The sequence below is a fragment of the Streptomyces actuosus genome (assembly GCF_016921115.1).
GTDB classification, from domain to species: Bacteria; Actinomycetota; Actinomycetes; order Streptomycetales; family Streptomycetaceae; genus Streptomyces; species Streptomyces actuosus_A.
This window is the reverse complement of sequence record NZ_JAFFZS010000031.1, coordinates 25,076-51,738: the sequence shown is the minus strand read 5'-3', so window position 1 is coordinate 51,738 and position 26,663 is coordinate 25,076. Positions and strand designations below refer to the sequence as shown.

Below are 26,663 nucleotides of genomic sequence, written 5' to 3'. Positions count from 1 at the left end.
TCAGAAGAGTGTGCCCTCTTCCGGTGCCTCCAGCTCCTTCAGCAGCTCCGGACCGTTGTTGCGGACGTTGCTCACCGCCGTGGAGACGGGGTAGGCGCGCATCAGGCCGGGCGGCGGCGGTGCGAGGAGCCCGCGCAGGTCGTCGGGGTCGGTGCGGCTCGGGTCGAGCCAGGCGTCCCAGCGGTCCGGGGTGAGCATCAGCGGCATCCGGGGGTGGATGTCGGCGAGCGAGTGCGGGCCTCCGGCGGGCGCCACGGCCAGCGGCGTCCGCTCCGCCTCCGTGGTGATCACCGAGCAGGTCGCCCACCAGGCCCGCGGATGGTCGTCGGGCAGCGTCCGGTCGCGCCAGAACTCGTACACCCCGGCCATCGCGAACACCGACCCGTCGGCGGGCAGTACGAAGTACGGCTGCTTGCGGGGCCGCTTCCGCTTCCCCTCGACCTCCAGATCGCGCTCCTGCGCGCCGGTGACCCACTCGTAGTAGCCGTCGGCGGGCAGGATGCAGCGCCGGGTGGCGAAGGCCCTGCGGTAGGCGGGCTTCTCATGGACGGTCTCGGCCCGGGCGTTGATCATCCGCGCCGCGCCCTCGGGCGTCTTCGCCCACGCGGGCACGAGCCCCCAGCGAAGCCTCCGCAGCTGCCGAACCGGCCGCGGGTCGTCGGCGTCCTTCAGAGGACGGGCCAGGACGGCGTACACCTCTTTGGTCGGAGCCACGTTGTAGTCGGGCGCCGGCGTCTCCTGCGGCTCCGTCCCCTCGGGGAGGACCCCCGTCTCGATCTCGAAGACGCCTGCGAGATCCTCGGGCCTACGACTCGATGCATACCGTCCGCACATACGTGCCACCCTGCCAGACTCCGCACAGCCGAAGGAGCCCCTCACCGACATGGACAGCACCGCCGCCCTCGCGCTGCCCGACCTCTGGGACCGGCTCACCGGCACGCAGCAGGACCCGGACCTGTGGGTGGTCCTGGCCACCGGGGTCGTAGCCCTGGCCGTGGTGGTCCCGCGGCCCCTGTGGCGTGTCGCGCGCAACGCCATCACCATCGCCCACGAGGGCGGCCACGGCCTGATGGCGCTGCTCACCGGCCGGCAGCTGACCGGCATACGGCTGCACTCGGACACCAGCGGCCTGACCGTCAGCCGCGGCAAGCCGTACGGCCTCGGCATGATCCTCACCGCGGCATCCGGCTACACCGCTCCCCCGCTGCTCGGCCTGGGCGGCGCCGCGCTGCTGTCCGCGGGCCGCATCACGCTGCTGCTGTGGGTGGCGACGGCTCTGCTGGTCGCGATGCTGGTGATGGTCCGCAACGCGTACGGCGCGCTGACGGTGTTCCTGACCGGCGGCACGTTCCTGCTGGTGTCGTGGCTGACCGGACCGCAGGTGCAGGCGGCGTTCGCCTACGCGGTGGTGTGGTTCCTGCTGCTGGGCGGCGTCCGCCCCGCGTTCGAGCTCCAGGCCAAGCGGGTGCGGGGCGCGGCGGGTGACTCGGACGCCGACCAGCTGGCCCGGCTGACGAGCGCGCCGGCCGGTCTGTGGCTGTTCCTGTTCCACGCGGTGTCACTGTGTTCGCTGATGGGCGGGGGCCGCTGGCTGCTGGACCTGTGACGTCCACCCGCGGTGCCGCGGACGAACGACCTCCCCGACCTCCTTATAAAGTGGGCCCATGGTCCCGAACCCCGCACACACCGCCCTCTGGCCCGCCCCGCACGCGAGCGGAGCCGTCGACGCGACGGTCCACGTGCCCGGTTCCAAGTCGGTCACCAACCGGGCTCTCGTCCTCGCCGCCCTGGCCTCGGAGCCCGGCTGGCTGCGCCGCCCGCTGCGCTCGCGCGACACGCTGCTGATGGCGGACGCGCTGCGCGCGATGGGCGTGGAGATCGAGGAGGGGATCGGCCCGGACGGCACCGGTGAGGCCTGGCGGGTGCTTCCCACGGGCCTGCGCGGGCCGGCCTCGGTCGACGTCGGCAACGCCGGCACGGTGATGCGCTTCCTGCCCCCGGTCGCCGCGCTGGCCGACGGTCCCGTGCGCTTCGACGGCGACCCGCGCTCGCACGAGCGCCCGCTGAACGGCGTGATCGACGCCCTGCGCACCCTCGGTGCCCGGATCGACGACGACGGCCGGGGCGCCCTTCCGCTGACGGTGCACGGCGGGGGCGCCCTCGACGGCGGCACGGTGGAGGTCGACGCCTCCTCGTCGTCCCAGTTCGTCAGCGCGCTGCTGCTGTCCGCCCCGCGCTTCAACCAGGGTGTGGAGGTCCGCCACGTCGGCACCGCTCTGCCGTCCATGCCGCACATCCGCATGACCGTGGACATGCTGCGCGCGGTCGGCGCCCAGGTGGACACCCCCGAGTCGGGTGGCGAGCCGAACGTCTGGCGGGTCACCTCGGGTGCCCTGCTCGGCCGGGACCTGACCATCGAGCCGGACCTGTCCAACGCCCAGCCGTTCCTCGCGGCGGCGCTGGTGACCGGCGGCCGGATCGTCATCCCGGACTGGCCGGCCCGCACGACCCAGCCGGGTGACCGGCTGCGGGAGATCTTCACCGAAATGGGTGGTTCCTGCGAACTGACCGAGTACGGCCTGGTGTTCACCGGCTCGGGCGGGATCCACGGCATCGACGTGGACCTGGGCGAGGTCGGCGAGCTGACGCCGGGCATCGCCGCGGTCGCGGCCCTCGCCGACTCCCCGTCGACCCTGCGGGGCGTGTCCCACCTTCGGCTGCACGAGACGGACCGGCTGGCCGCACTCACCAAGGAGATCAACGAGCTCGGCGGCGACGTCACCGAGACGGCCGACGGTCTGCACATCCGCCCGCGGGCTCTGCACGGCGGCGTCTTCCACACCTACGAGGACCACCGCATGGCGACGGCCGGTGCGGTCATCGGCCTGGCGGTCGCGGGCGTGCAGATCGAGAACGTGGCCACGACGGCCAAGACGCTGCCCGACTTCCCCGACCTGTGGACCGGGATGCTCGGGGCGTAGGGACGCAGGGACACGTCATGCGCCGCTACGGCAAGCACACCGACGAGGACGACATCCGCACCCGTCCCGGCCGCCGGGGCACCCGGCCCCGCTCCAGCATCCGGCCCAAGCACGAGGACGCCGCCGAGGGCATGGTCCTCACCGTCGACCGGGGTCGGCTGACCTGCCTCGTCGAGGACCGCACGGTCATGGCGATGAAGGCCCGCGAGCTGGGCCGCAAGGCCGCGGTGGTCGGCGACCGGGTGGCGCTCGTCGGCGACCTCTCCGGCAGGAAGGACACCCTGGCGCGGATCGTCCGCATCGAGGAGCGCGGGTCGGTGCTGCGCCGCACGGCCGACGACGACGACCCCTACGAGCGGGTGGTCGTCGCCAACGCCGACCAGCTCGCCGTCGTCACGGCGCTCGCCGACCCCGAGCCCCGGCCCCGGCTGATCGACCGCTGCCTGGTGGCGGCGTACGACGGCGGCCTGGAGCCGCTGCTGGTGATGACCAAGTCGGACCTGGCCCCACCGGACAAGCTGCTGGAGCTGTACGGCGCACTGGACATCCCCTACGTCGTGACCAGCCGCGAGGAACTGGAGAACGGCGGCGCGGCGGACCGGGTGCGCGCCCAGCTGGAAGGCAAGGTCACGGCGTTCGTGGGCCACTCGGGCGTCGGCAAGACGACCCTGGTGAACGCCCTGGTGCCGGAGGAGCGGCGACGGCTGACCGGACACGTCAACGCGGTGACGGGCCGCGGTCGGCACACGACGACCTCCGCGCTGGCGCTGCCGCTGGCGGGTCCGGGCGGCTGGGTGATCGACACCCCCGGCGTGCGCTCCTTCGGTCTGGCCCACATCGATCCGTCGCGCGTGATCCACGCCTTCCCCGACCTCGAACCCGGCACCGAGGGCTGCCCGCGCGCGTGCAGCCACGACGAGCCGGACTGCGCGCTGGACGAGTGGGTCGCCGAAGGCCATGCGGACCCCGCTCGCCTCTACTCCCTGCGCCGATTGCTGGCGACCCGGGAGCGGACGGAAGGCGACTGACCTCCGCGTTGTTTGGAAGAGGGCTGGTCAGGCAAGGGCATAATCGCACCGAGCCGCCCTCCAGGGCTTCACCGGAGCCCCACCGAGTGCCGGCCGAGCGGTCGCGAGACGTGTGACGTACGGGAGGACAAGCACATGGCGTGGCTGCTGGTCATCGTCGCCGGCCTGCTGGAGACGGGCTTCGCCGTGTGCCTGAAGCTGTCCCACGGTTTCACCCGGCTGTGGCCCACCGTCGCCTTCGCCTGCTTCGCGCTCGGCAGCTTCGGTCTGCTCACCCTGTCCCTGCGCAAGCTCGATGTCGGCCCGGCGTACGCGGTGTGGACCGGCATCGGCGCGGCGGGCACCGCGATCTACGGAATGATCTTCCTCGGCGACCTGGTCTCCACCCTGAAGCTCATCTCCATCAGCCTGGTCATCGTGGGCGTCATCGGCCTTCAACTGTCGGGCTCCACCCACTGACGGGTGACCGGCGCCCGCAGGGCCCGGCCACACTCCGTCGGGTGACACCACGGCCACCGTGCGGTGCGCGGGCGGGACGGCCGGGCGGGGCCGGGGTCGGTACACGCACGCGCGCCACGCAAGCTCCGGGCGGCACGCCGGGACATCCCGGGGCGGCGTTTCGGGCTCGGGACCGGGACGCGGCGGCGCTCCGACCGGAACAGGGGAGCCCCACGCGGCGGCGGCCGCCCTGCTCGGTCCTCCGAGGTGTCACAACCCCACACCCCCGGGATCGTCGCATCGTCGCGACGATCCCGGCCGGGACGACCATCGGTATCGAGGAGACGCGAGGTCCCGGGACACGGCTCGGGATCGGGGCGCGGCGCCGGGTCCGGACGGGACGGCGGGGTCCGGACAAGTCGCCGGGTCCGGACGCGGTGCGGGGCCGAGGAGGACGCGGTGAGGGGCCCGGCGGGGCGAGAGGGCTCGGCGCAGCGGTCAGAGGGGCTGGCGGTGCAGCACGGTGCGCACCAGGTCCGCGACGCCGCCGTCGCCCGGCGGTGGTGCGCACACGCAGGACAACGCCACGCGGACGACGAGTTCGCAGGACCTGGCCAGCTCCGCGCCGTCGCCGCGCGCGGCGCCGGACCCGGTGAGCACCGCCACGGCCCGGTCCCGCACCAGCGCCACGAAGTCGCCGGGGGACGGAAGCGGGCCGTCCGCGCGCCGCTGCGCCGGTACGGCCGAGGAAGACGGCACGGCGGAGAGTGTCGGCGACGGCAGCCGGTCGTTCCAGCAGCCGGTCAGCATGGCGCGCACCAGCGCGTTCTCCCCGGCGGCCGAGGCCGTCCACTCGGCGGTGGCGGCGAGTCGGTCCCGGGCGTCGCTGTGCGTGGCCAGGGCCCGCTCGATCCCCGCGAGATAGCCGTCGGCCTCTCTGCGGACGAGCGCTCTGGCCAGCCCCTCCTTGCTGCCGAACTCGTTGTACAACGTCTGCCGGGAGACCCCGGCGGAGGCGGCCACGTCCACCATCCGCACGGCAGGCCACGGCCGACGGGCCAGCGCCGTGAATGCGGCATCCAGCAGGGATTCCCGCGCTGCAGGCATCATCGCCTCCCTGGGGCGAAGTGGCTCTGCGCCCAGATTTGACGCGCACACATGCACTGTCAAGGGTTCGCGACGTCACGCGGGGGCGCGCCGCACCGCCCGCGCACCGCCCGCGCGGCCCACGGCGGGCGCCCGGACACGGCGGACCGCTCGGTGGACCGACCGGGGAGGGAGGCGGGTGCGGGGGAAGCACGGGCTGCGGGGACGTCCACACGGCGACCGCTGTGGCCCTCCACCGACGAGGCCCGATACGGTGCCTCACATGCCCGACTACCTCGACGACCTCCGTTTCGCCCATGTCCTCGCCGACGCGGCCGACGCCACCACCATGGACCGTTTCAAAGCCCTCGACCTCAAGGTCGAGACGAAGCCGGACATGACCCCGGTCAGTGAGGCGGACAAGGCCGCGGAGGAACTCATCCGCGGCCATCTCCAGCGCGCCCGCCCCCGCGACGCGATCATCGGGGAGGAGTACGGCGTCGAGGGCACCGGCCCCCGCCGCTGGGTCGTCGACCCCATCGACGGCACGAAGAACTACGTGCGCGGAGTCCCCGTCTGGGCCACTCTCATCGCGCTGACGGAGGCGGGGGACGGCGGCTACCAACCCGTCGTCGGCGTCGTCTCCGCACCCGCTCTCGGACGCCGCTGGTGGGCGGCGAAGGGCCACGGGGCCTTCGCCGGGCGCAGCCTGTCCTCGGCCACCCGGCTGCACGTCTCCCGGGTCGGGAAACTGGCCGACGCCTCCTTCGCGTACTCGTCCCTGTCCGGCTGGGAGGAGCAGGGCCGCCTGGACGGCTTCCTGGGGCTCACCCGCGAGGTGTGGCGGACGCGCGCGTACGGCGATTTCTGGCCGTACATGATGGTGGCCGAGGGATCGGTCGACCTCTGCGCGGAGCCGGAGCTGTCCCTTTGGGACATGGCGGCCAACGCGATCGTGGTCACCGAGGCCGGCGGGACGTTCACCGGCCTCGACGGCCGCCCCGGACCCCACAGCGGCAACGCCGCGGCCTCCAACGGGCTGCTCCACGACGCACTGCTCGACCACTTGAACGGGCGCCGCTGAGAATCCCGAGGTGAGCGTGCGCGCCCCCGCGGGGCCGCACGCGCCCCCTTGTTGACCCGGGCTTTACCTGCCACTCTGAGAGTCCCCCTACTTGTGCATTTGTGAATCCGTGAACTAGCGTTCCGGATCACGAGGAGGTGGCTCCATCCCATGCTCGTCCGCGACGCCATGAGCACGGTGGTCCTCACCATCGGCCCCGCACACACCCTCCGTCAGGCAGCCGCCCTGATGTCCGCCCGCCGCGTCGGCGCGGCCGTGGTCCACGACCCCGACGCCGGCGGCATCGGGATTCTCACCGAACGCGACATCCTCAACTGCGTGGGTCTGGGCCAGAGCCCGGACATCGAACGCGTCCACGCGCACACCACGACCGACGTCGTGTTCGCCGCACCGACGTGGACCCTGGAGGAGGCGGCCCGCGCCATGGCGCACGGCGGTTTCCGTCATCTGATCGTCCTCGACCGCGGCGAGCCGGTCGGACTCGTCTCGGTCCGCGACATCATCCGCTGCTGGGCACCGGCACGGCAGCACGTACCGGCATAGCGGCACCGTCGCACAGCCGCCGCACCCCCCTGTCGTACGCCGGGGGTCGGCCCCGGGCACCGGGTTCGACCCACCGATGTCCGCGCCCACCGATGTCCATGGCGGCGTTCCCGCGGAGCCGTCCCATCCTCGCGGCACCCGAACAGCGACCTCCGGCCGCTTGCCGAAGTCGCCGTCCACCCGGGGGAGATCGCCGATTCGCCCGCTCGGCGATGTCCTCGCGGGAGACCCGGGAGACCGCACCGCCAGGTCCCTCGCGCCGCCGTGCCACCCGCCGCAGGAGGGCCCGTCGCGGGAGTGGGTGCGGGCGTCGACCGCCTGCGGGCGGTTCACCGAAAGGTGGTCCCGCTCCTCCACCGAAGCCACCTCCACCCCCGCATTGGATTCAGTCCAAGTTGATTTCATGTCTTACTTCAGGTTGGGTCGAAATCCATGCAACGTCGAAAGTCACATCCATTCAGAACCTGGTCCACTTGCTGTTAGTCTGGTCTCCATGAGTGACCTTCTCGAACGGCTGCGTGGACGCGGATGGCGGATGACCGCGCAGCGGCGTGTGGTGGCCGAGGTCCTCGACGGCGAACACGTCCACCTGACGGCCGACGAGGTGCACTCCAGGGCTGTCACCAAGCTCCCCGAGATCTCGCGGGCGACCGTCTACAACACGCTGGGCGAGCTGGTCTCCCTCGGCGAGGTGCTCGAAGTCGCCACCGACAAGCGCGCCAAGCGGTACGACCCCAACGCACACCGGCCGCACCACCACCTCGTCTGCGCTCGATGCGGCGCGATCCGCGACGTCCACCCGACGGGCGACCCGCTCGCCGACCTGCCCGCCTCCGAGCGGTTCGGCTTCACGGTCTCCGACGTCGAGGTGACGTACCGCGGCGTCTGCCCGAACTGCGCGGCAGCGTAGCCGGCACCTTCCGACCCGGCCCGGCGCCCGAAGGCGATCCGGGGCTTGGCCATGCCCGACGGGACCTCCACGGGCGCCCCGGACGAGACGCGGGCACCATCGGACACCAGAGCGCTTCCGGCCCTCGGGGCACAAAGAAACCGAGGGCCGGAAACCTTTCGGTTTCCGGCCCTCGGCCTTCAGTAGCGGGGACAGGATTTGAACCTGCGACCTCTGGGTTATGAGCCCAGCGAGCTACCGAGCTGCTCCACCCCGCGTCGGTGAATGCAACATTACGTGAGCGGGGCGGCCAGAGGCAAATCGATGGGCGGACGGGGCCGGGAGACCTCCTGAACAGGCCCTGGCCGCACCGATCACTCCCGCCTCGGAGCGCAGGACGTCTCAGCCCCCGGCTCCCGTGGCGCGGGTCCCGGGGCGCGGGTCAGGCGGACAGTTCCTCCCCCAGGGCGTCCCGCAACCGCGCCGCACGCTGCGCCACCCCCTCCGGCCCGAGCGACACCGCGCGGTCCGCCCACCGCTGTCCCTCGGCCAGCTCGCCACGACGCGCGTAGACGAGGGCCAGCCGCAACGCCGCCCGCCCGTGACCGGCGTCGGCCGCCCGTGTCCACCACAGGGCGGCCTCCGGCTCGCTGCCCTCCCGGGCGAGCAGGAGCCCCAGGTTGAACGCGCCGTTCCGCGACCCGGCCTCGGCCGCGGCGCGGTACCACCGGGCGGCCTCCACCACGTCGCCTCGGGCGGCGGCCAGCATTCCGACGCGCACCTGCGCACGCCGATGCCCCTGGGTGGCCGCCCGCTCGTACCACTCCTCGCACTCGGTCTTCTCGTGCTGGGCCTCGCCGAGCTCGTGCGTGGACGCCGGCGGGCGTCGGGCGTCCAGGACGGCGGCGAGCCGGTAAGCGGCCTCGGCGCTGCCGCCTCCGGCCGCACACCTCAGATGCCGCTCGGCCTCCTGCTCCTCGCCCTCGCGGAGCCGCGCCATGCCGACCTGGAGGGCCGCCTCGGTGTGCCCGGCGGCCGCCGCCCGCTCGTACCAGCGCAGAGCGACGACGTCCTCGCCGCGACCCGCGTGCAGGATCCCCAGGTTGAAGGCGGCGTCGACACTGCCCGCCTCCGCCGCCTTGGAGAACCACGGCTCGGCCCCGGTGGCGTCCCTGCCCCGGAGCAGCAGGATGGCCAGCGCGTTCGCGGCTTCCCGGTGCCCGCTGTAGGCCGCCCGCCGGTACCACTGCTCGGCCTGGGCCGTTCGCCCCTGCTCGGCGCACAGGAGCCCGAGGTTGTAGGCGCCGTTCACGTCCCCGGCGTCCATCGCCGCCCGGTACCAGCGCTCCGCGGTCTGTGTCTCGCCCCGCTCGGCGTGCAGCGCCCCGAGGGCGTTCGCGGCGTTGCCGTCGCCGTCCTGGGCGGCCCGCAGCCACCACACGGCGGCGCCGTCGCCGTCCCCGGCGTCACGCAGCAGGAAGCCGAGCGCGCAGGCGGCGCGCGGCTCACCGTCCTTGGCCGAGGTCAGGTACCAGCGCCCGGCCTCCTTCAGCTCACCCCGCTTCTCCAGGAGCGTCCCGAGGTGGAGCGCGGCCCGGCGGTGTCCGCGCGCGGCGGCCTGCCGGTACCACTGCTCCGCCTCCTCGGCGGGCCCGACACCGTTGTCGGCGCCGGCCGCCTGCGCGGCGCGCCGGTCGAGTGCCCGGGCCAGCCGGTACGCCGCCTCGCGGTGGCCCCGCTCGGCCGCGGCCCGCATCCACTGCCCGGCAGCGGCGTCGCCGCGATGCTCCAGCAGATCGGCGAGCGCGTAGGCACCCAGGGCGTGACCCTGCTCGGCGGACTGCCGCAGCCAGTACTCGGCGGCGGGCTCGTCGCCGCGCTCGCGGTGGTGCCGGCCCAGCGCGTGGGCGGCGGCCACCGAACCGGCCACCGCCGCGATCCGCCACCATCCGGCGGCCTCGTCCGCGTACCCGCGCTGATGGAGCAGGACCCCCAGATTGTTGGCCGCGGCCCGGTCACCGGCCGACGTGGCGGCCCGCAGATGCGGCTCCGCTCCGTCGAGGTCACCGCGACGCAGCAGCATCGCCCCGAGAATGCTCATCGCCTCGACGTCACCGGCCTCGGCGGCGAGCCGCTGGCGCAGCTCCTCCGCGGCCTGCTCCGCAACCTGCTCGGGGTCGTCGGTCGCCTGTGCGGACTCGTCGAGGGAGTCCTCCCGGTCCGCCTCACGACCGGAAGGCTGCACAAATCGCCCTGTCTCGAACAGAGTTGCCTTGTCCCCCATAACGTCCATCGTCGCACCACCTGCAACCTGGGTACACCCGGTATACCGCAGCCCGTTAGGTCACTTCAGCGTTTTGTCGACATGCCCACAGAGAGACAAGTCAAACACAGATCGGCCAACTCCCCCTCGCGGCACGGCCGTCACCCCGGTCGGCACATGCGTTCGCACACCACGAAGGCCCGGATCCTGTGTGGATCCGGGCCTTCGGCATTCAGTAGCGGGGACAGGATTTGAACCTGCGACCTCTGGGTTATGAGCCCAGCGAGCTACCGAGCTGCTCCACCCCGCGCCGTTGTGTGGCAACCGTACCACGGCGCGGGAGGAGCATGGTCAACTACTCGTGGGCGTGGGACTGGCGCTGCTTCCCGGACTGCTGCCCGAAGCACCGGCCGTCGCGTCCGCACCGCCACTCTTCTCCGCTGCGGCCTGTGCGTCCTCGGCCCGCTTCAGCGCATCCTGGAGGTCCTTCTGGGCGTCGCCGTACGCCTTCCAGTCGCCCTTCTTCAGAGCCTCCTGGCCGGCCTCGAAGGCCTTCTGGGCGTCGCCCAGGGCCTCCCGGACGGTGGGGTTGCTCGACGTCGGGGGCTGCTCGGCCGGGGGCTGGTCGACGTTCTCCTGCGGGGGCTCGGCCGTCGAACCCGTGGCGCCGAAGACCTTGTCGAGGGCCTGGTCGAGCGTGTCCTCGAAGGCCGTGGTGCCCTCGTAGGTCACCAGCACCTTCCGCAGCAGCGGGTACTTGAGGCCGCCGCCGCGTACGTAGACCGGCTCGGCGTAGAGCAGGCCCCCGTCGAGCGGCACGGTCAGCAGGTTGCCGTACTCGATCTCCGAGTCGCCGCCTCTGATCAGCCGGACGAACTCGGCGATGTTCTGCTGCGAGTTGGAGTTGAACTGGCTCTGCACCTGCTTGGGGCCGTCGACCGTGGAACTGGTCGGCACCTTCAGGACTCTGATCTTCCCGTAGTCCGCGGTGCCCGCCTCGGAGTCCACCGCCATGAACGCGCTGAGGTTGTCACGGCCGTTCGGCGTGAACGTCGTCGTCAGCGAGAACGCCTGCGCCTTCTGGTCGGGCATCTTCATGCTCAGGTAGTACGGCGGCACCGCGTTGCCCGACTTGTTGGTCGGGTCGTCGGGCACCTGCCACACCTCGCTGCCACTGAGGAAGGTGTCGGCGTCCTGGACGTGGTAGCGGGTGAGCAGTTCGCGCTGCACCTTGAACAGGTCCTGCGGGTACCGGAGGTGGGACATCAGGTCGGCCGAGATGTCGGTCTTGGGGTGCACCGTGCCGGGGAAGGCCTTCATCCAGGTCTTCAGCACCGGGTCCTGGGTGTCCCACTGGTAGAGCCTGACCTCGCCGGTGTACGCGTCGACGGTCGCCTTCACCGAGTTGCGGATGTAGTTGACCTGGTTCTGCTGGGCCACCACCGCGCGGCTGTTGTTGGTCGCGGTCAGCGAGTCGGCGGTCGTGTCCCCGAGGGTCGTGCGCGAGGCGTACGGATAGCCGTTGGTGGTCGTGTAGGCATCGACGATCCACTGGATCCGGTTGCCCACGACCGCCGGGTAGGCGTCGCCGTCGATCGTCAGCCACGGCGCGACCGCCTCGACGCGGTCCTTCGGCGTGCGGTTGTACAGGATCCGCGATCCGTCGCCGATGGCACCGGAGTACATGATCTGCGGCTCGCCGAACGCCACCGCGTAGGCGGCCCGGTTGAACGGGTTGGCGAGGTTGACGCCGCTGTCGCCCTGGTAACTGGTGGTCTTCTCGCCGTCGTTGTCGGAGTAGTCGATCTCCTTCTGGGGGCCGCCGACGATCGAGTACGTCGTGGTCTTCTCCCCGTAGTAGACCCGCTGCTCGTAGCTGCCGAGGTCGCCCTGGGAGGGCAGGTTGGACTCGGTGAAGACCGGGCGGCCCGGCGAGGTGCCCTCGGTGGCCTCGGTGCCCTTGGCGGCGACCACCCCGTAGCCGTGGGTGTAGCGGAAGTGGGTGTTGATCCAGTTCTGCTTGTCGACGCCGGCGAGGTTCAGCTCGCGCAGGCCGATGACGGTGTCCTGGTCCTTGCCGTCCTTGCTGTAGCGGTCGACGTCCAGATTGTTCGGGAACGCGTAGTACTTCCGCATCTGCTGGAGCTGCTGGAAGGTGGGCGAGACGACGTTCGGATCGATGATGCGCAGGCTGGCCGTGGAGTCGACCTGGTCGCGCAGCTTCGTCTTGTCCTTGGTGCTGCTGCTGCCCGGGTACTCGCCGACCTGCGTGTCGTCGATGCCGTAGGCCTCGCGCGTCGCCTGGATGTTCTTCTGGACGTACGGCGCTTCCTTGGCCTGCTCGTTCGGCTGGACCTGGAACTTCTGCACGATCGCCGGGTAGAGGCCGCCGATCAGGATCGCGGAGAGCACCATGAGGCCGAAGCCGATCACGGGCAGCTGCCAGGTCCGCCGCCACAGAGTGGCGAAGAACAGCAGCGCGCAGATGACCGCGATGCAGAACAGGATCGTCTTTGCCGGCAGGTAGGCGTTGGCGTCGACGTAGCGCAGGCCGGTCCAGTTCCCCGTCGCCTTGAAGTCACTGGACTTCACCGCGAGGCCGTACCGGTCGAGCCAGTAGGCGACCGCCTTCAGTGCCACGAAGAGGCCCAGCAGCACCGACAGGTGGCCGGTCGCCGCGGAGGTGGCCCGGGCACCCGGCGAGGTGATCCTGAGTCCGCCGTAGAGGTAGTGGGTGAGCGCGGCGGCGATCAGCGACAGGATCGCCGTGGCGAAGCCGAAGCCGAGCAGGAAGCGGTACCAGGGCAGGTCGAAGGCGTAGAAGGAGACATCGAGGTGGAACTGCGGGTCCTTCTTGCCGAAGGGCACGCCGTTGACCCACATCAGCCAGGTCCGCCACTGGCTGGAGGCGGACGCGCCGGCGATCAGGCCCACCAGGGCGGTGATGCCCAGCAGGAGCCACTTCTTGTACGGCGCGATCCCCATCCGGTAGCGGTCGAGGCTCTGCTGCTCCATCGACATCGCGCTCAGCGGCGGCCGCAGCCGGTGCGCCAGCCAGATGTTGAAACCGACGGCGAGCGCCATCAGCAGGCCGAAGACGGAGAACAGCCCGATCTTGGTCCACAGCGTGGTGGTGAACACGGACGAGTAGTTCACCGACCGGTACCAGAGCCAGTCCGTCCAGAAGCCCGCGAACATGGTGAACACCATGCCGAGGACGGCGAGGACGCCCAGCGTCATCAGCAGGGTCCGGGCACGCCGGGACGGGCGGCCCACTCTGATCCGTGGCCCCGTCGGGCCTCCGCCGCGGTCCGGCATCTGGAAAGCCAAGGTGCGCACCTCGAAGTTCGCTGTCGATCCGTCAGGCCTGCGTGTTCGCCGGCCCCCCTGGGGCCGCGGTGATCGCGAGCCCACACCTATGCAACTTACTCACCGTTTACTCGGTTCCCGATTCCGGCCGGGAACGAGGCAGGATTGTGACCATGTCCAACACTCCCATGGCAGCGAGCCCCCTCACCCGGGCCGTGCTCGAGATCGACGAGTACGCCTCCGGCCTCGGCTGGGACCAGCCCGCTCGCCTCTTCGCCCTCGTAGACACCGCGCAGCTGCGGGCTCAGGAACCCTCGCTCGCCGCCCAGCTCGGCCTGGGGGACGAGCAGGAGACCGCCGGCCTCACCCCGATCGAGCAGGACGAGATTGGAACGGACAGGGCGCTCGACGAGTTCCTGGCCACCATCGCCTGGCCCGACGCGGTGGCCGGTTGCGCGCTCACCGTGGAGCGGCTGATGCTGCCGCCGTCCGCCGAGGCACAGGTGCCCGACGGCCTGAGCGACCGGAAGCTGGCGCAGTGGGTGGCCCAGCACCCCGAGCGGCAGGAGGTCCGCATGACGGTCGCGGTGCTGCGCGACGGCGCCCGCGAGTCGGCCCTGCGGCTGCGGGAGAAGGACACCCCGACCGAGGTCCTGACCGGCCCCGACCTGGTGCCGGGCCTCGCGGAGGCCCTGGCGGCGACGTTCGAGGACTGAGGGACGGCACCCGCCGCGCCGCCGGGTCGCATCCGGTGGCGCGGTACCGGGCCGGTCAGCCCTTGACCGTGCAGAGGGGCAGGTCGGCGGTGTTCCCGTCGCGGATCTCCTTCAGCGCACCGAGCGCGTCGGAGATGGTGCTCACCCGGACCAGCGTCAGCCCGTCGGGCTTGTCCTTGGCGGCGGCGGCGCAGTTGTCGGCGGGCGTCAGGAAGTACTTGGCGCCCTTGTCGTGCGCCCCCACCGTCTTCATCTCGACGCCGCCGATCGGCCCGACCTTGCCGTCGTCGTCGATGGTCCCGGTGCCGGCGACGAACGTGCCGCCCGTCAGGCTGCCCGGCGTGAGCTTGTCGTAGATGCCGAGCGCGAACATCAGGCCGGCGCTCGGCCCGCCGACGTCCGCGAGCTTGATGTCGATGGTGAACGGGAACGTGTGATCGGTTCCCGCGGAGATCCCGACGATGGCCCGCTTCGCGCCGCCGTCGTCGGAGGTCGTCGTGGTGATCGTGACGTCCCGTGTCGCGGTCGCCGTGCGGTGCTCCTTCTCCGCGGCGGCCTGCTCCTCGGCGGGCACGATGGTGAAGACGACGTCCTGGCCGGGCGCGTGTCGGGTCACCAGCTTGGCGACGTCGGACGGCTGCTCGACCTTCGTACCGTCGACCTTCCGGATCACGTCGCCGGCGTGCAGCTTGCCCTCGGACGGGGACCCCTTCACGACTGTCGAGACGATCACCCAGGACTGCACGGGGATGTCCAGCTCCTTCAGGGCGGCGACCTTGGCGCTCTCCTGGGACTGGCTGAACTCCTCGGCGTTCTCCTGCGTGGACTGCTCCTCCGTCTTCCCGTTCGGGTAGAGGGTGTCGTGCGGGACGACCCTGGTGTCGTGCGCCAGCCAGCCGTAGACCGCCTCGACAAGGTTCATCCGGTAGTCCGCGCTGGTCACGCGCACCGTGGTCATGTTCAGGTGCCCGTCGGCGGCGTAGGTCTTGTGCCCGGAGATCTGCAGCACCGGCTCGCCGTCGTGCTCTCCGAGGGTGTTCACGGTGGGTCCCGGGGACATCTCGGCGTACGGCACTTTGATCAACACCCCCGCGCACAGGAGTGCGATCAGCATCAGGGTGGAGGCGAGCATCGTCGCGGTGCGGCGTGGCATGCCACGACAGTACGGGACGCTTCTGTCAGCGCACCGTCAGGGCCGCACCCGGCACAGTTTCACGTGTGTGAGTGGGGCTTCTCCATGGCCTCGCGGAACCGGGCGTAGCCGTCGAGCTCCGGGCCGTCGCCGCGGACCTTGCGGGTCCGGTTGGCCCAGCTGCCCCACATCCCGGCCCCGACCGCAGCGCACAGGGGAATCAGCAACCAGACGAGCGCCCCCATCCCGACCTCCCGACCCAGCTGAGCAACCGCAAACGACTGATCAGCAGATTAACCATCCGCAGTGACAACGCTCACGTGAGGGGGAGGGTTACGCAACCGGAAGGCCGGGCGTCGGAACCTCAGCAGGCGCCGACCCACTCCTCGGTCCCGTCGGAGAACTTCTGGTGCTTCCAGATCGGCACCTCGTGCTTGAGGTCGTCGATCAGCTTGCGGCAGGCCTCGAAGGCCTCACCGCGGTGCGGGCACGACACGGCCACGACGACCGCCGGATCCCCGACCGCGAGGTCACCCACACGGTGGATCGCCGCCAGCGCCCGCACCGGGTACTCGGCGACGACCTTCTCGGCGACCCGGCGCATCTCTGCCTCCGCGGACGGATGGCAGGAGTACCCGAGCGCGTCGACGTCGGCGCCCCCGTCGTGATTGCGGACGGTGCCCACGAACAGCGCGGTCCCCCCGGCAGCGTCGTCCCCGACGGCCCGGAGTACCTCGTCCACGGACAGCGCGCCGTCCCGGATGGCGATCAGCTTGATGGGCTCCTGCGCCGCCCGCTCGCCCGGATGATCAAAGGTGGGTGCCATACCCCCATCGTGCCGCACCGCCGGGAACAGGGGGAATAGCCTCATCACCCGGCACGCGCGCGTGCGGCTTGGAGGTACGTACGGACGGCACCGGGTGCGACGGCGGGCAGGCGGCCACCGGGCGGCACGGAGGGCACGGGCCGGGACGCCGTGCCGGAGCACGGGGTGTGGAGGGCTGCGGGAGGCGGAGACGGCACCGGGCGTCCGGCGCGCGCCCTCCCGCGACACCGCACGCCCTCAGACGCGCCGCCGCGCCTTCCGGGCGCGCCGCACCACGGCGGCGGCCCCCAGCAGGGCCACCGTAGCTCCGGCCGCGCCCGCCGCCGTCGCGTCCTTCCTGCCCAGCCGCCGCCCGGCCACCGTGTGCCGTCCGGAGACCTCCTCCAGCAGCTCGGTGAGGACCTCCTCGTTGGTCCACCGGGGCCGCCACCCGGCGTCGTGGAGGCGGCTCCCGCTGATCACCCAGGGGTACATCGTGTACGCGAGGTCCCCCGCAGGCGACGGCGTGAGCCCGATCCGGTGCAGGCGGGCCGCCGCGCCCAGGGCGACCGCCGAGGGCAGCTCCATCCGGCGGATGCCGCTGAACTCCTCGACCTCCTCCTGCTCCAGCCATCCGTCGCACCCGACGGCGAGCTCCCCCTCGACCTTCTCCAGGACGGCGTACTCCAGAGCACTGCACAGATCCTCGACGTGGCAGAACTGCCAGGCCGGCCGCGACCCGGCCACGACGAGCAGCCGAGGCGACTCGAAGTACCGGGTCAGCGCGGTGTCCGTGCCACCGACCAGCACGGCGGGCCGGACCACGGTCACGTTCAGCCCCGGATGGGCCCGCGGAGCCCGCCGGGCCAGCCGCTCGATCTCCAGCAGGTCGCCGACGCCGGTCGCCTCCGCGGTGGCCCTGAGCTCGGCGTCCTCGGACAGCGGCAGCTCGTTGTCGGGCAGCGCGCCGTAGACCATCGCCGAGGTGCAGAGCACCACGCGGTGCACGCCGGCCGCCGCCGACGCGGTGAGCACGGTCTGGGTCCCCCGGACGTTGTACGCCGTCCGGGCGGCGGGATCGGCGCCGAGGTCGAGGTCGAGTGCGAGGTGCACGACGACGTCGGCGCCGCGCAGCTTGTCGGCGATCGCGGGATCCCGCACGTCCAGGATGTGCCACTGCGCCGCCGCGCAGTCGCCGCGCCGCTCGTCGATGGCGATGACCTGCTTGATCTCCTCCGAGGCGGCCAGCCGCTCGGTGAGGAGCGCGCCGACGCCGGACGCGGCACCGGTGACCGCGACGACGGGTCCGCGCAGGGCGGAAGGGGTTGACGGGTTTCGCGCTGCGCGAACCTGCGGATCTGGGGAACTCACCGGGCGTCTCCAGCGGTTGTCTTCATACGAGCGCGAGTGACGCGTACGTACCAGGTGGCATCCATCCTGCCGCAGGCCTTCGGTCGGCGAAGCACCGAGGCCCGAACCGCTTTCGGTGTCTACGCTGGGTGGTGTTGTCGGGCAGTCGTGCCGTCGGAGAGAACCGGCGGCCTTACCAGCCGAGGAATCCCGTGAGTGACACCCCATTCGGATTCGGCCTTCCGCCGGAGGAGCCGGAGAACGGCGACGAGGGCAAGGAGAAGGACCAGGACAGCGGTGGTGGTCAGGGACCGGCCAACCCGTTCGGTTTCGGGCTGCCCGGGGCCGGGGGCTTTGGCAGCCCCGGCGCCGACAATCCGCTCGCTGCCATGTTCGGTTCGCTGAACCCCACCGATCTGGGCGCCGCGTTCCAGCAGCTGGGCCAGATGCTCTCGTACGAGGGCGGCCCGGTGAACTGGGACATGGCCAAGCAGATCGCCCGCCAGACGGTCTCCCAGGGCACCTCTGACGGCACCAAGGACGCCAGCGTCGGCCCCGCCGACCGCAAGGCCGTCGAGGACGCCGTCCGCCTGGCGGACCTGTGGCTCGACGATGTGACCGCCCTGCCCTCGGGCGCCGCCTCCGCGGTGGCGTGGAGCCGGGCGGAGTGGGTCGAGGCCACCCTGCCCGCCTGGCAGGAGCTGGTCGACCCGGTCGCCGAGCGGGTGGGCGGCGCCATGGGCGACATCCTGCCGGAGGAGATGCAGGCCATGGCCGGCCCGCTGATCGGCATGATGCGCTCGATGGGCGGCGCCATGTTCGGCACGCAGATCGGGCAGGCCGTGGGCGTGCTCGCGGGCGAGGTCGTCGGCTCCTCCGACGTCGGCCTACCGCTCGGCCCGGCCGGCCGGGCCGCGCTGCTGCCGGTGAACATCGAGGCGTTCGGCAAGGACCTGGGCGTGCCCGGGGACGAGGTGCGGCTGTATCTGGCCCTGCGGGAGGCCGCCCACCAGCGCCTCTTCGCACACGTGCCCTGGCTGCGTTCGCACCTGTTCGGCGCCGTCGAGGGCTACGCGCGCGGGATCAAGGTCGACACCGCCAAGCTGGAGGACGTCGTCGGCCAGTTCGACCCGCAGAACCCTGAGGAGCTGCAGCAGGCACTCCAGCAGGGCATGTTCCAGCCGGAGGACACCCCCGAGCAGAAGGCGGCGCTGGCCCGCCTGGAGACGGCGCTGGCGCTCGTGGAGGGCTGGGTGGACGCCGTGGTCCACGCCGCCGCGAAGCCGCGGCTGTCGTCCGCCGACGCGCTGCGCGAGACCCTGCGCCGCCGCCGCGCCAGCGGCGGCCCCGCGGAGCAGACCTTCGCCACCCTGATCGGCCTGGAGCTCAGGCCGCGCCGGCTGCGGGACGCCTCCCGCCTGTGGGCCTCGCTGACGGACGCGCGCGGTGTCGACGGCCGTGACGCGCTCTGGGCACACCCGGACATGCTGCCGACGGCGACCGACCTCGACGACCCGGACGGCTTCGTGCACCGCGAGCACGTCGACTTCTCCGAGCTGGACAAGATGCTCGGCGAGGCCGCGGGCGGCAGGCCGAACCTGAGCAAGGACGACGGCGACGCCCGCAAGGACGACGGCGAGGGGCACGACGGCAAGGGCGACGGCAGCGAGTGAGCCTCCACGACGACGCGGTCCTCGTGCTGAAGGGCTACGAGGACCAGCCCGGTCTGCGCCAGACCTACCTGGACCATCTCGCAGCCCGTCCGGACGGCATGTGGAAGGCGTGCGGGGACGGCCACATCACGGCCAGCGCCCTGGTGATCGACCCGCGGCGCGGCCGTGTCCTGCTGACCCTGCACCGGAAGCTGCGCATGTGGCTCCAGATGGGCGGGCACTGCGAGCCGGGCGACGAGACACTGGCGCTGGCCGCGCTGCGCGAGGCGACCGAGGAATCGGGCATCGCCGGGCTGTCCCTGCTGCCCGGCGGTCCGGTGCGCCTGGACCGGCATCACACGCCCTGCGCCTGGCACCTGGACGTGCAGTACGCGGCGCTGGCCCCGACCGGCGCCACGGAGGCGATCAGCGACGAGTCGCTCGACCTGCGCTGGTTCGCCTACGAGGAGGTCGCGGCCGTGGCGGACGACTCCGTCGTACGGCTGCTGGAAGCGACCCGCGTCCGCATCCGAGCGCAGTCCGGGGGCCGCACCGGGGGCGCGCCGGGAACTGAACCCCGGCGGGCCGGGAGGTGAGCCGGGGGGCGTGCCGACGGTGCGGGAACCCTCCGCCCCCGGGCCCGCCCCCGCCCCGTTGCGCGCAGTCAGCTCCAGACGTTGCCCTGGTTCTGCCCGCGGGCGCCGTGCTGCCCCATGCCGTACTGGGCGGCGATGCCCTGGCCGATCACCGCGTTCTGCGGCGGCAGCAGCTCGCTCGGCTGGACGAGGGCGAACCCGGTGCCCATGAAGCTGAGCTCCCAGCCCTCCCCGGTGCTGCCGCGGCGGCGCCACACGCCGGACGAGTGTGTCTGGGCCTGCATCTGCACGCGCAGACCGGTGGACCAGGCGACGATGGCGTCGGCGTCGCAGTTGACGTACCGGTCGGGCGTGACCTGCATCATCAGCGGCATGCCGGAGGTCATCAGAGCGACCCTGCCGCGTCCGGTGATGTTGAGCTGGTACTTCCCGGAACCGGAGATCCCGTACTGGCTGTCGACGGCGATGACCTCGTGGTGCAGGGAGGAGTCCATCGCCAGGACGTAGCTGCTGTCGACGGTCAGTCCGTCCTGCTCGACGTCCATGAGGTGGACGTGCTGGGCGAGGTTGGCGAGGTAGACCGTGCCCTGCCCGTGGCAGCGCATCAGGTCCAGCCCCTCGCCGGTGTACGCACGCGCGCGTGACTGCTGGTTGCTCTGGTACTCGGCGTCGAACTCGACGAGTCCCTGGTAGGCGACCATCGTGCCCTTGCGGGCGAGGATGTCGTCGTGGCCCTCCAGGGTGACGCGGAGCATCTGCTTGTTCTGCAGACTCCAGCGGTCCTGGGTCTGCTGGTCGTTGTAGGCGAAAAGCGGGCTCTGCATGGTGTTGTGGCTCCCCCTCAGCCCCGGATCCGGAGGCGGTCGGTGCTGTCCTCGCTGGGCTGGACGACGACGATGCCCTGGCCGGAGAAGGCCATCTGGTAGGCCTCGCCGCTGCCCCGGCCGATCAGCGACTGGGCCTTGAAGCTGCGCTTGCCCTTCACCTTCAGGTTCGGGGACCAGGCGACCAGGGCGTCCGGATCGACGTACGTCTCGTCCTCACCCCCGCCGCAGTCGACGACGATCGGCTTGCCCCGGGAGGTCAGCGCGACCCAGCCCTGCCCGGAGATCCTGGTGTTCCACAGCCCCTGCCCGGCGAACTTGGCCAGGCCCTTGACACGTTCGACGCCCCACTGCAGGTGGGCGTCGAAGGCGAGCAGGTTGGTGGCGTTGACGGAGATGCCGTCGCCGTTGAGATTGATGACGACCACGTTCGCGCCGTAGTCGGCGAGGTAGAGCAGCCCGTCTCCGGAGCACTTCATCAGCGGCGCGCCCTCGCCCGTGATCCAGTCGCGGGCGATCTGGCGCACGGCGGAGGGGTTGGGCTCGTACTGGATGAAGCCCTCGTAGGCGACCATCGACCCCACGCGCGCGAAGAGGTCCTGTCCGGACTGCAGGGCGACCTTCAGCATGTGGTCGCCGTGGTTCTCCATGCGGGCGGCGACGGGTGCGGGGGTATGGCCCGCGAGCGGCTGGTTCATGACGGGCTCCCTCAGACCTCGAACGGCTGGACGACGATGAAGTTGCCGGGCGCGCCCCGGAACTGGAGGTTGACGCTCTCCCCGGTGTCGCCCGCGTAGGCGTTGCGGCGCATGCGCACCTGGCTGGAGACGATCACCTGGGAGGCGGCCGACCAGGCGACCACGGCGTTGCAGTCGGCGAACGTGGTGGGCGTGACCGGCAGCACGACGGGGGTGCCGTGGGTCTTCACGACGATCGTGCCGACGCCGCTGAACTGCATGGTGAACAGGGCGCCGCCGGGGATGCCGTGGCCCTCGATGCGCCGGACCTCGTACTGCAGGCTCTCGTCGAAAGCGAGGACGCTCTCGGCGGAGACGCAGATCGCGTCGCCCTGGAGCTCGATCGGGTGCAGATGCGTGGCCTCTTCCGCGAGGAACACCTGCCCGTGCCCGGTGCAGCGCATCAGCTGCATCTCCTGGCCGGTCGCGTTGCCCACGAGTCGGCCGGCGAAACCCGCGCCCTTGTAGCTGAAGTCGACCTTGCCCTGGTAGAGCACCATGCTGCCCTGCCGGGCCAGCACGGGCTGGCCGCCGACGCCGAGGTCGACGCGGACGAGCTTCTTGTTCTGCTGCGTCCAGCGCTGTCCTGCGGGCGTCTCCTTGAACTGCTGGAGCGCCGCGGCGACCCCGGGGCCCTGCGGGGCTCCCTGAGGGGCGGTCTGCTGGCCCGGGATCTGGCCGTAGGGCTGCTGGCCGTAGCCGGGGGGCGCGGGCGGCTGCTGGCCGTAGCCGGGGGGCGGGGCCGGGGCCTGCGGCGCCTGGGGCCGGCCGTAGCCGGGCGGCATGGTCGCCTGCCCCGGGTGCGGGCCGTGCGGGGGCTGCGGCCCGCCGTACGGGGCGGGCGGGGCCGGGGGAGGCGGGACCGTGCCGCCCGTCGGCGCCAAGGGCGCGACGATGGTGGGCTGGGCGTGCACGGACGGCGCGGGCGCCGGGCTCGGGGGCGGCGTGGCGCCGGCCGGGGGCGCATAGCCCTGCGGGGCCGGGGCGGGCTCGGGGGGCGACGGGGCGCCGAACGCGGGCGGTGCCGCGGGCTGGGCGGCCGGGGGCGCGAAACCCGGGGCGGCGGAGGACTGCGGCTCCTGCGGAGCGGCCGGAGCCTCCTCCTCCAGGACCTCGCCGCCGAAGTTCTTCAACAGCGCCTCCAGGCCGCCGTCGAAGCCCTGCCCGACGGCCGCGAACCGCCACACGTCCTTCAGGTAGAAGTCGCCCAGCATCACGGCCCGCTCGGTGGAGAACTCCGCCCCGCTGAAGGCGTAGCGGGCCACCTCCTCGCCGCCCGCGACGATGCGGAGGTATCCGGGGGCGATCTGCGACATCTGCCCGGCGCCGTCGACGGTGGCCGTGAAGGACAGCTTGTGGATCTGCGGCGGGATCCGGTCCAGCGTGACCCGGAAGGACTCCGTGTCACCCGCCTGGGCGCCCAGCAGCTGGACGGCCTCCTCGGGGGACTTCGGCTGGTTGTAGAAGATGAAGTACCGGTCGTCCGACAGTCGTTCGTCGGCGTCCAGACCGAAGCAGCTGATGTCGAATTTCAGTCCCGGGGCACCGATCTGCACGCCTACGTACAGATCGGTGCCCGCGGTGAGGTCACTGATCCTGGCCTTGTGGCCGCGTTGGAATTCCCTGGCCATGCGTTACGACCGTCCCCCATCCCGAATGTGAGTGCGTCGCGCCAGGCTAACGGCAAACTCGGACAGCGGACGATGCCGGTACACACCCGCTACACAACCCTTGCCGGGTCGTGGCGCAGGGTTGGGTGGGCCTCACTCGTCGCGCGCGCCGGGCACATGGGGGAGCCGTTCGGCGGCCACCACGCCCTCGAGGTAGCCACGGGCCCGCTCGGTGCGCGGGTAGCCCTCCAGCAGCCGCCAGAAGCGGGGGCCGTGTCCGGGTACGAGGAGGTGGGCCAGTTCATGGAGAAGGACGTAGTCCACGACGTACTCGGGCATGCCCTGCAACCGGTGGGACAGCCGGATACTGCCTTCGGCGGGGGTGCACGAACCCCAGCGCGTGTTCTGGTTGGTGACCCAGCGCACCGAGGTGGGGCGGGCCCGGCCGTCGAAGTACTGCTCGGACAGCCGCCGCGCCCGTTCGGCCAACTCGCCGTCGCCGAGGGCCCGCTTGCTCTCCTGGGCGGCCAGCTTGTCCAGCATGACGGTCACCCAGCGTTGCTCCTCCGCCTCCGACATGCGGGCGGGGATGAGTACGACCGTGCGATCGCCCTCCCGGTACGCGGAGACGGTCCGGCGTCGCCTGGTGCTCCGGCGCACCTCGATCGCGCCCGCTCCCGAGCCGCTCGGCGGATGGCTCGTCGTACTGCGCTGTGACGTTCCGGCGCGGTGCAGTGGGTCGGCGGACACGCCCCGACCGTACCCGCTGGGCAGGGGTGAAGTCCCGGCTCCGGGACGGTTCGGTTCGCATCCCCCACCGCTCGCCGGATTTGTACGACCGATTTGTACGACGAACTCCCTTGTCTGTGGAAAACTCTCCGCGCCCACTCCTGCGGTCGGGGCATGCTGGCTTTCGTCGGCGGAGCGGGGACACCCTCACGCCCCCGCTTCGCCGACATCCGGAAGTACGGGCGACTCCGCGACTTTCGGCATACACGACCCTTCTCGGGCTACGGGGGCCTGTCATGCATCCAGTGGTGAAGCCCGCGCTGCGGCGCGGCTGGCGCGACCTCAACACCGTGCAGTTCGGGATGACTCCGGCGCACGCGGTGACACTCGCTCCGATGGACACGGCGACGGGCAGTTTCCTGGAACTGCTCAACGGCACGCGCGGGCTGCCGCTCCTGCGGGAGGAGGCCCGCCGGATGGACCTGCCCGACGGGCATGCCGACCTCATGGTGGAGCGATTGGCCCGGTCCGGGCTGCTGGACGACGCGCGCGGCGGTGGCCCGGCCGCCGACACCCTGCGCGGCAGCAAGGAGGCCCTCGACCGGCTGCGCCCGGATCTGGCCTCCCTGTCCGTCACGACTGCGGACGCGGGCGACGCGATCCGCCGGCTGGCGGCCCGCCGCGCGCTGCGTGTGCAGGTGCGTGGCACGGGCCGGGTCGGAGCCGTGCTGGCCTCACTGCTGTCGGGCGCGGGGGTCGGCGAGGTGGACGTGTGCGACGGCGGCCAGGTCGAGCCGTGGGACGTCGCGCCGGGCGGACTGCCCGCCGACGCCGTCGGCGAGCGCCGGGACGAGGCGGCCCGGCGCTCGGTGCGCCGCGCCGCGCCGGACCGGCCACCGCGCCGCGGCCCGGGCCTCCCTGCCGTGGGCGCCGAGCCGGGCTTCTCCCTGGTGGTCCTCACCCCGCGGGACGACGTGGCCGTCCATGCCCCGGCCCCGTCCGCCGCCGACCACCTCGTGTCCTCCGGCACGCCTCATCTGTACGCGGGCGTGGTGGAGGCAACCGGTATGGTCGGGCCACTCGTCCTCCCCGGCGAGACCGGCTGCGCCGGCTGCCTGGACCGCACGCGGTCCGACCGGGACCCGGCCTGGCCGCGTCTGGTCACCCAGTGGCGATCGGGGCGACGCCGGCAGGTGCGTGCGTGCGATCTCGCGCTGGCGACGACCGTGGCCGGGCTGGCCGCGGCGCACGCGCTCGCCGTCCTCGACGGCCGCCTGCCCTCCAGTGCGGGCAGCCGTTGGGAGGTCTCCCTTCCGGGTCTGCAGTGGCACGCCCGGCCGGTGCGGGCGCATCCGGCGTGCCCGTGCGGGGCAGCGGAGAGGGACAGAGAGGGACGCGCTCCCGAGGACGGGGCGCCGCACGAGACAATGGGTGGGCAACGGTCGTCGACGGCGATGGGTCGTAAGGCACGCGCGGCGCGGCCGGCTGGGACTTGGAGGGCGCATGTCTGATCTTCCCCGGAAGGCGGTCACCCGGACCGCCAAGCTCGCCGCACTCCCGCTCGGCTTCGCCGGCCGGGCGACCTGGGGGCTGGGCAAGCGGATCGTGGGCGAGTCCGCGGAGATCGTCGGCCGCGAGCTGCAGCAGCGCACGGCGGAGCAGCTGTTCAAGGTGCTCGGCGAGCTGAAGGGCGGGGCGATGAAGTTCGGGCAGGCCCTGTCCGTCTTCGAGTCGGCTCTGCCGGAGGAGATCGCCGGCCCGTACCGCGCCGCCCTGACCAAGTTGCAGGAGGCGGCGCCCCCGATGCCGACGCGCACGGTGCACACGGTGCTCCGGGAGCGGCTGGGCGAGGGGTGGCAGGAGCTGTTCCTGGAGTTCGAGGACAAGCCCGCCGCCGCGGCCTCCATCGGCCAGGTGCACCGGGGGGTGTGGCACGACGGCCGGGAGGTCGCGGTCAAGGTCCAGTATCCGGGCGCCGGCGAGGCACTCCTGTCCGATCTGAACCAGTTGAGCCGCTTTGCCCGACTGCTGGGTCCGCTCATTCCCGGCATGGACGTCAAGCCCTTGATCTCCGAGCTCCGCGACCGCGTCTCGGAGGAACTGGACTACGGCCTGGAGGCGCGGGCTCAGCAGGCGCACGCGGAGGAGTTCGAGGGGGACCCGGACGTCCTGGTCCCGGCCGTGGTCCACCAGTGCGAACAGGTCCTGATCACGGAATGGATCGACGGCATACCGCTGTCGGAGATCATCGCCGACGGCACCCCGGAGCAGCGCGACCGCGCCGGACAGCTCCTGGCCCGTTTCCTCTTCTCCGGCCCCGCCCGCACCGGCCTGCTCCACGCCGACCCGCACCCGGGCAACTTCCGGCTGCTGCCGGGCGGCCCGGCGGGCGAGGACGACTGGCGACTCGGTGTGCTGGACTTCGGCACGGTGGACCGTCTCCCGGGCGGCCTGCCCGACCCGATCGGCGAGTCCTTGCGCATGACGCTGGACGGGGAGGCCGAGTCTGTCTACGAGCTCCTGTGCACCGAGGGCTTCGTGAAGGAGTCCATCGACCTCGACCCGGACGCGGTCCTCGACTATCTCCTGCCGATCATCGAACCCGCCCAGGTGGAGGCGTTCACCTTCACCCGCACCTGGATGCGCAGCCAGGCCGCCCGCATCGCCGACCCCCGCTCCCCCGCCTACCAGCTCGGCAAGCAGCTCAACCTGCCGCCGGCCTATCTGCTGATCCACCGGGTGACCCTGAGCACCATCGGCGTGCTGTGCCAGCTCGGTTCGACGGTCCGCCTGCGGGAGGAGTTGGAGGAATGGCTGCCGGGATTCGAGCCGGGCGAGCCCGACGAGACCGACGACGAGATCGGGGAGGCACCTGCCGTGGAGGCATGAGC

Annotated in this window: 24 protein-coding genes and 2 tRNA genes; 12 read left to right on the top strand and 14 right to left on the bottom strand. The window is 72.0% G+C overall.

The window, feature by feature from the left end; all coding sequences use genetic code 11:
- Positions 1 to 834 carry an SOS response-associated peptidase gene (locus JS756_RS28305; RefSeq protein ID WP_205386077.1) on the bottom strand — a complete coding sequence of 278 codons (834 nt, stop codon included), beginning with the start codon at positions 832 to 834 and terminating at the stop codon, positions 1 to 3.
- A 49-nt stretch (positions 835 to 883) separates the two neighbouring features.
- Here JS756_RS28305 and JS756_RS28300 point away from each other — a divergent pair, with 49 nt between their 5' ends.
- The 4 genes from JS756_RS28300 to JS756_RS28285 all read left to right on the top strand — a co-directional run bounded on the left by JS756_RS28300 (position 884) and on the right by JS756_RS28285 (position 4,468).
- Positions 884 to 1,606, top strand: a complete 723-nt coding sequence (locus tag JS756_RS28300) for a M50 family metallopeptidase (protein ID WP_205386076.1) — start codon at positions 884 to 886, stop codon at positions 1,604 to 1,606.
- 58 nt (positions 1,607 to 1,664) lie between these two features.
- On the top strand, positions 1,665 to 2,981 hold the full coding sequence (aroA, locus tag JS756_RS28295; RefSeq protein ID WP_205386075.1) for a 3-phosphoshikimate 1-carboxyvinyltransferase: 1,317 nt from the start codon (positions 1,665 to 1,667) through the stop codon (positions 2,979 to 2,981).
- 17 nt (positions 2,982 to 2,998) lie between these two features.
- The gene (rsgA, locus tag JS756_RS28290) at positions 2,999 to 4,009 is read left to right on the top strand and encodes a ribosome small subunit-dependent GTPase A (protein WP_205386074.1); all 1,011 of its coding nucleotides are present in this window, start codon (positions 2,999 to 3,001) and stop codon (positions 4,007 to 4,009) included.
- Positions 4,010 to 4,144: 135 nt separating this feature from the next.
- Entirely contained in the window at positions 4,145 to 4,468 is a 324-nt protein-coding gene (locus JS756_RS28285) for a DMT family transporter (RefSeq protein ID WP_205386073.1), read from the top strand.
- A gap of 477 nt (positions 4,469 to 4,945) precedes the next feature.
- On the opposite strand, the gene JS756_RS28280 is transcribed toward JS756_RS28285, so the two are convergent.
- Positions 4,946 to 5,557, bottom strand: coding sequence for a TetR/AcrR family transcriptional regulator (locus tag JS756_RS28280; RefSeq protein ID WP_205386072.1), 612 nt, complete (start codon positions 5,555 to 5,557; stop codon positions 4,946 to 4,948).
- Between the two features lie 259 nt (positions 5,558 to 5,816).
- On the opposite strand from JS756_RS28280, the gene hisN reads away from it, so the two are divergent.
- From hisN to JS756_RS28265, 3 genes are all read left to right on the top strand, one after another.
- The gene (hisN, locus tag JS756_RS28275; RefSeq protein ID WP_205386071.1) at positions 5,817 to 6,617 is read left to right on the top strand and encodes a histidinol-phosphatase; all 801 of its coding nucleotides are present in this window, start codon (positions 5,817 to 5,819) and stop codon (positions 6,615 to 6,617) included.
- A gap of 150 nt (positions 6,618 to 6,767) precedes the next feature.
- Positions 6,768 to 7,160, top strand: a complete 393-nt coding sequence (locus tag JS756_RS28270) for a CBS domain-containing protein (RefSeq protein ID WP_205386070.1) — start codon at positions 6,768 to 6,770, stop codon at positions 7,158 to 7,160.
- Between the two features lie 493 nt (positions 7,161 to 7,653).
- Positions 7,654 to 8,070 carry a Fur family transcriptional regulator gene (locus tag JS756_RS28265; RefSeq protein ID WP_205386069.1) on the top strand — a complete coding sequence of 139 codons (417 nt, stop codon included), beginning with the start codon at positions 7,654 to 7,656 and terminating at the stop codon, positions 8,068 to 8,070.
- A gap of 183 nt (positions 8,071 to 8,253) precedes the next feature.
- Here JS756_RS28265 and JS756_RS28260 read toward each other — a convergent pair.
- The 4 genes from JS756_RS28260 to JS756_RS28245 form a co-directional block, all read right to left on the bottom strand.
- Positions 8,254 to 8,327 (bottom strand) — tRNA-Met (locus tag JS756_RS28260).
- A gap of 164 nt (positions 8,328 to 8,491) precedes the next feature.
- A complete protein-coding gene (locus JS756_RS28255) occupies positions 8,492 to 10,342 on the bottom strand; it encodes a tetratricopeptide repeat protein (RefSeq protein WP_205386068.1) in 1,851 nt (616 codons plus the stop codon).
- Positions 10,343 to 10,548: 206 nt separating this feature from the next.
- Positions 10,549 to 10,622, bottom strand: a tRNA-Met gene (locus JS756_RS28250).
- 41 nt (positions 10,623 to 10,663) lie between these two features.
- Positions 10,664 to 13,630, bottom strand: coding sequence for a UPF0182 family membrane protein (locus JS756_RS28245; protein ID WP_205386122.1), 2,967 nt, complete (start codon positions 13,628 to 13,630; stop codon positions 10,664 to 10,666).
- 164 nt (positions 13,631 to 13,794) lie between these two features.
- Here JS756_RS28245 and JS756_RS28240 point away from each other — a divergent pair, with 164 nt between their 5' ends.
- On the top strand, positions 13,795 to 14,337 hold the full coding sequence (locus JS756_RS28240) for a PPA1309 family protein (RefSeq protein ID WP_205386067.1): 543 nt from the start codon (positions 13,795 to 13,797) through the stop codon (positions 14,335 to 14,337).
- 55 nt (positions 14,338 to 14,392) lie between these two features.
- Here the strand turns inward: JS756_RS28240 and JS756_RS28235 are convergent, their stop codons facing one another.
- The 4 genes from JS756_RS28235 to JS756_RS28220 form a co-directional block, all read right to left on the bottom strand.
- Complete coding sequence (locus JS756_RS28235) at positions 14,393 to 15,490, bottom strand: YlbL family protein (protein WP_205386066.1); 1,098 nt, start codon at positions 15,488 to 15,490, stop codon at positions 14,393 to 14,395.
- Between the two features lie 59 nt (positions 15,491 to 15,549).
- Positions 15,550 to 15,714 (bottom strand): hypothetical protein, encoded by a 165-nt coding sequence (locus tag JS756_RS28230; RefSeq protein ID WP_205386065.1) that lies wholly within the window; start codon positions 15,712 to 15,714, stop codon positions 15,550 to 15,552.
- 119 nt (positions 15,715 to 15,833) lie between these two features.
- Entirely contained in the window at positions 15,834 to 16,295 is a 462-nt protein-coding gene (locus JS756_RS28225) for a molybdenum cofactor biosynthesis protein MoaE (RefSeq protein WP_205386064.1), read from the bottom strand.
- A 237-nt stretch (positions 16,296 to 16,532) separates the two neighbouring features.
- Positions 16,533 to 17,645, bottom strand: a complete 1,113-nt coding sequence (locus JS756_RS28220; protein ID WP_205386063.1) for an SDR family oxidoreductase — start codon at positions 17,643 to 17,645, stop codon at positions 16,533 to 16,535.
- Between the two features lie 191 nt (positions 17,646 to 17,836).
- Between JS756_RS28220 and JS756_RS28215 the strand changes: the two genes are divergently transcribed.
- Together JS756_RS28215 and JS756_RS28210 are read left to right on the top strand one after the other, a co-directional pair.
- Positions 17,837 to 19,297, top strand: coding sequence for a zinc-dependent metalloprotease (locus tag JS756_RS28215; protein WP_205386062.1), 1,461 nt, complete (start codon positions 17,837 to 17,839; stop codon positions 19,295 to 19,297).
- Positions 19,294 to 19,872, top strand: coding sequence for an NUDIX hydrolase (locus JS756_RS28210; RefSeq protein WP_205386061.1), 579 nt, complete (start codon positions 19,294 to 19,296; stop codon positions 19,870 to 19,872). The genes JS756_RS28215 and JS756_RS28210 overlap by 4 nt, the downstream gene beginning before the upstream one ends.
- 68 nt (positions 19,873 to 19,940) lie before the next feature.
- Here the strand turns inward: JS756_RS28210 and JS756_RS28205 are convergent, their stop codons facing one another.
- The 4 genes from JS756_RS28205 to JS756_RS28190 all read right to left on the bottom strand — a co-directional run bounded on the left by JS756_RS28205 (position 19,941) and on the right by JS756_RS28190 (position 23,793).
- Positions 19,941 to 20,696, bottom strand: a complete 756-nt coding sequence (locus tag JS756_RS28205; protein WP_205386060.1) for an AIM24 family protein — start codon at positions 20,694 to 20,696, stop codon at positions 19,941 to 19,943.
- Between the two features lie 17 nt (positions 20,697 to 20,713).
- Positions 20,714 to 21,394, bottom strand: coding sequence for an AIM24 family protein (locus JS756_RS28200; RefSeq protein ID WP_205386059.1), 681 nt, complete (start codon positions 21,392 to 21,394; stop codon positions 20,714 to 20,716).
- A gap of 11 nt (positions 21,395 to 21,405) precedes the next feature.
- Positions 21,406 to 23,064, bottom strand: a complete 1,659-nt coding sequence (locus JS756_RS28195; protein ID WP_205386058.1) for a TerD family protein — start codon at positions 23,062 to 23,064, stop codon at positions 21,406 to 21,408.
- A gap of 132 nt (positions 23,065 to 23,196) precedes the next feature.
- Entirely contained in the window at positions 23,197 to 23,793 is a 597-nt protein-coding gene (locus JS756_RS28190; protein WP_205386057.1) for a M48 metallopeptidase family protein, read from the bottom strand.
- Between the two features lie 275 nt (positions 23,794 to 24,068).
- Between JS756_RS28190 and JS756_RS28185 the strand changes: the two genes are divergently transcribed.
- Together JS756_RS28185 and JS756_RS28180 are read left to right on the top strand one after the other, a co-directional pair.
- Entirely contained in the window at positions 24,069 to 25,283 is a 1,215-nt protein-coding gene (locus JS756_RS28185) for a TOMM precursor leader peptide-binding protein (RefSeq protein WP_205386056.1), read from the top strand.
- Positions 25,276 to 26,661 (top strand): ABC1 kinase family protein, encoded by a 1,386-nt coding sequence (locus JS756_RS28180; protein WP_205386055.1) that lies wholly within the window; start codon positions 25,276 to 25,278, stop codon positions 26,659 to 26,661. The genes JS756_RS28185 and JS756_RS28180 overlap by 8 nt, the downstream gene beginning before the upstream one ends.
- Positions 26,662 to 26,663: the final 2 nt, after the last annotated feature.